Origin of the sequence: Actinomyces acetigenes, from assembly GCF_031296635.1 — a bacterium.
Classification (GTDB): Bacteria; Actinomycetota; Actinomycetes; order Actinomycetales; family Actinomycetaceae; genus Actinomyces; species Actinomyces acetigenes.
On the sequence record NZ_JASPFC010000071.1, the window covers coordinates 1 to 4,208 of the forward strand.

3 protein-coding genes are annotated in these 4,208 nt (G+C 53.5%); 2 read left to right on the top strand and 1 reads right to left on the bottom strand.

Annotation, left to right across the window (positions count from 1 at the left end):
* Window positions 1-216, bottom strand: a 216-nt coding sequence (locus RIV14_RS13390; RefSeq protein ID WP_309325238.1) for a hypothetical protein, incomplete at its 3' end; no start/stop codon positions are given.
* A 528-nt stretch (window positions 217-744) separates the two neighbouring features.
* Here RIV14_RS13390 and RIV14_RS13395 point away from each other — a divergent pair.
* Window positions 745-1,563 (top strand): VirB6/TrbL-like conjugal transfer protein, CD1112 family, encoded by an 819-nt coding sequence (locus RIV14_RS13395; protein ID WP_075373626.1) that lies wholly within the window; start codon window positions 745-747, stop codon window positions 1,561-1,563.
* A 480-nt stretch (window positions 1,564-2,043) separates the two neighbouring features.
* The gene (locus RIV14_RS13400) at window positions 2,044-4,185 is read left to right on the top strand and encodes a MinD/ParA family ATP-binding protein (RefSeq protein ID WP_143224266.1); all 2,142 of its coding nucleotides are present in this window, start codon (window positions 2,044-2,046) and stop codon (window positions 4,183-4,185) included.
* The last annotated feature ends 23 nt before the right edge of the window (window positions 4,186-4,208 follow it).

Below are 4,208 nucleotides of genomic sequence, written 5' to 3' on the forward strand. Positions count from 1 at the left end.
AACCGGCCACACCACAGGCAGCGCACGCGAGGTCCGGTCCTTCCCAAGCGGCGGGGCCTGCGCCGCACGGTTCTGCGCCATCGCGTAGGGCGGCGAACCAGCAGGCGATAACTGTGAGTTCTGATCCTGAGACGGTGCCCATCGATGTTCAAAGTGAGCATCGCCGACGTCAACAGCATCGTTTTCGCACGGATGAACGACCCAGCGGCTGGTCACAAGACTCGGATTCCTCGATCAAGTTCTCTGATCAGCAGTCTTCTGAAATTCCGCAAGCGTCCATAAGTCATGGTGCCCACGCGGACCGATCGCCGTTCTCGACAGGCGGCAGTATTCCTCAGTACGGTAGTGGTACTCCACCGCGAGCTGGAATCTCAGATTGGGTCAGTGCTGGCGAGCAACTGAGTAAGAGTGCTCGATCTCCAGAGCCAACAGTGCTGCAAAAGAAGGCTGATCCCCATGATGTGCGTAGCCTTCCTACGACATGGAGTTCATCTCCCCCTCCTGGAACCCCTTTAACCCCGTCGGCTCCCGGAGATCAGCCTCAGCCCACTAACCCACCAGCCGAGAACGGGCATAAGCATACGGGTTGGGCGGCTAGACCGGCACCCTACGGTGTTGTTACCGCACTCGCCGCGCTGCAGGTGCTCACTGTACTGGCTCTCTTGTTGGTTGTGGTATGGGGTCATTAGTCGGTAACGCGATTAGAAATAAGGTTCGTCGAAATGAAGTTGAGGTAAAGCCGCCATGGACGACATGATAATCTACATGTTTAAAAAACTCTTTGAGTTCGACACGAGTGATGCGACGGGCATCAAACAGACGCTATCGGAATACAGCAATGACACGTATAATGTTGTCACGTCATTGCACAACACCGGTATCAAGCCGGTGGCGTCCGTTGTCATTTCAATGCTGCTAGTGCTTGAGTTGGCAAGAAATGCCAGCCGAATCGAAGCGGATCAACAGCTCGGCGTCAAAATCATTGCGGCTACAATGTTCAAGTCGGTACTCCTTGTGTGGGCTGCCCAGAACGCCATGATGTTCCTCGATGCAATTAATCAGATCGTTCAGAAGATTACTAAGAATATTGACGAGGCCGACAAGTCCCTGCCGCAGTTACCTGACATATCCGATAAAGTGTCCAATGCTGAGATGATGGACAAGGCGGGAATGATTATGCTGTTGATCATCCCATTCATTGTTGCGATGGTTGCTGTCCTGATCGTTAAAGTAATGGTGATCATGCGATTCGTTGAGCTATACTTCATGACCGCGTTCGCATCGTTGCCAATTGCGTTCCTAGGACACCCGGACACTAAGTCTATGGGAATTGGATACCTTCAAAAGTATGCTGCTGTTTCAATGCAGGCCGCCACATTAATGTTGGCAACCAAAATTTATCCGCATCTACCTGCGGTTAATGCAATCAACGTCGGTGATCCTGGAGATTCTCTCAGTGGATGGATCATTCAAAATTATGCGACGTTCCTTCTGGCTCCAGTAATCTTGATAGTGCTTGTTTTCGCCAGCGGCAAGGTGGCCAAGGCGCTGGTTGGACAGTAATAAATAAGGGGAGTGTGTAATGAGTTCTCTTGGTGGTAAAATTGATTTCTATGCAACTCTGCTGACAGCCGACCGACCGGCGTCTCGGTGCTTCCGATGGCTGCTGGCGTATCTGGTTATCTACTTGCTTGTCACGTACATTGTAGGAAGGGTGGCAGGAGACTGGCCGCGGTTTCTGGTGGGAGGAATCGGGGTTTTAGGAGTGGGGCCCTTTGCTAAGATTGTGGCGTCAAAGGGTTCCAACGTGTCGGAAAATACAGAACAGGATAAGTAACGGTCTTTGTGCGTGCGTCAACGAACGGATTGCTCATTTCATTATTTTGATCGATTTGAGTAAACCCGTGTGTACATGTCGCGACTGGTTGGACCAAAACTACAATGAGACTAGATGACGATGTGCGAACGTGTGCTGCGGTAGTCCGCCCTTCGAAATGCGATAGGATGGTGCGAGCAGCACGATGCGGTGAAAGGTGAGTCCTCATGATTACGATCACGGTGAATCCCGACGGAAGCGGACGACTCTCCGGTGAAGAAGGAGAACAACGTGTCAACGCCGGGAGCGTCTCGCAGGCGCGTGCAGAGCTGCTGCGTCTCGTTGCATCGATCGCTGCAAAGAAGGGCAGCAGCGTCACTGTAGCCGCAATTGACGAAAACGGAAAGCAGTTCATTTCTGTCGATGCCTTCGGGGCAGTTGTGCTGCTTGATGAAGCTTCCGTTCTCCGAGAGCATGATGAGTCCTTCTCCTCAGGTCCGATGGTGGAGGGCGGCATTGAGCCTCCAACCCTGCTACCAGAGGAAAGTACTTCAACAAGCGAGAGTTCGTTAGCGTCAAAGGTTGGTGAAGCTGCCGATCCGGTCGTCTACTCACATCAGTCACCATTCGTGTCGGATCCCGAGGAGCACAGTCCGTTCGATTCGCAAATTTTGAATGTTGACGAACCTGAAGTCCGTTCCGACCACCTTGATACCAGTGGTACTTACGAGGTGGACGCACAACCACCACGAATCTATCCGAAGCGAACTCAGGCCGCTCTAAGTGCGTCGTCGCCATATCGGGTCGTGTCTCCACAGGCGACGTCGCCTGATGATCATGAGCGACTGGATGTAGACCTAGACCGCTTATCGCATACCTCGGTTCCCAGCGAGTCCACGTCGGAATCAACCCCATCTAACATCATCGACTACTCTTCTTTGCTAGGCGTCGACGGTCGCGATCAAGATGATTCTGAAATCGACCCCGACGCTTTGACTTCCGACAGTGACGACGATTCTGGCAATGCGGACGAAGATGTCCAAGGTTCCGCATTCCGGATGGACCTTTCAGTATTTGGTTCACCAGGAATGGAAGAGCAAACCGCGGACGGCGGTGATAATCAGAGCAGCTCCCCAGACATATTTGCCACACAAGACGACGTTGACGCACCGTCCAACTCTCCTTCAGGTTCGCGGACAGAACTCGGCGTCGCGGAAATGAGATCCGCGGACCCGGAAGGTGTGAATCCTTTCGCAGCGCATTCTCCGATATTTGAAACTCCGGTGACAGTGCCTGAGGTTAGCGAGGGCGAATTCAATGGCAGCACAGTTTTGACTCGACCCGGCGGACAGCATTCTCCCGCACCTACTGACGATCATGTGCCAGCGAGCGTTGGTAATAACGCAGTGACGTCTCCTCCCTATGGTGCCGACCTTTCCGAGGCGATGGCGGGCAGGAAGACGTCGTCGTCGTTCTTAGCTCCGAACTCTACAGACGGCCCTCGGTTGTCCGGCTGGCGTGGAGTCGCGAGAAAGTTTGGACTGAAAGTGTCGCCGAGTGCTGCTGACCGCCGTCGGTGGCAGGATGAGCAACTCATATCTCAGCGTTGGCTGGGGACGCGAACGGTTGCTATTCTTAATGGCAAAGGAGGTGCATCTAAAACACCGACCTCAATTCTTCTCGCAAGTTGTTTTGCCCGGTACGGATCAGGGGGCGTAGTAGTGGCAGACGGCAATGTCACTCGAGGCACCCTAGGGTGGCGGACGGAGCAGGGTCCCCATCAATCTACGGTGCTGGATTTGGTACCTTCAATCGACAGGTTGCTGTCGCCGTCAGCTCATTATGGTGATGTTTCCGCTTTTACACATCACCAAAGCATTGATCATTTTGATGTTCTGAGATCCAACCCTCTCCTTCTGTCGACGCAACAGAAACTGACTCCGTATCAGCTTGATGGCGTGCAAGAGGTGCTGAAGAAGTATTACCGCATGATTATCTGGGATACAGGTAATGATGAGGGTGATGATCTGTGGCTACGTATCGTCGGTCATGCGGATCAGATTGTCATTGCTACGACAACTCGGTCGGATCACGCCGAAGCGGGGCGACTCCTCTTGGATGGTCTTGCTGCGCGTAGCCAGCGCGGTGCTGAGTTGTCCCGTAATGCGGTGGTTGTCGTGTCGCAGGCAGACAAGAGTGAGGCGAAGCCTGATAGCTTGGTGGAGGGGTTCTCTACTCGGGCACGGGAAGTAGTAACAATCCCATACGACACAGGTATGCGGGAGCAGTGGTTGCGATCAACGGAACTTGCGCCAAATACGAGGGAAGCTTGGGTTCATGCGGCAGCTGCTGTGGCGCGTGGACTGTGATGGTTCTTGTGGAGGTTTGCTGG

Coding starts and splice junctions, on each gene's coding strand:
- RIV14_RS13395 (WP_075373626.1), top strand. CDS start 745: ATGGACGACATGATAATCTACATGTTTAAAAAACTCTTTGAGTTCGAC.
- RIV14_RS13400 (WP_143224266.1), top strand. CDS start 2,044: ATGATTACGATCACGGTGAATCCCGACGGAAGCGGACGACTCTCCGGT.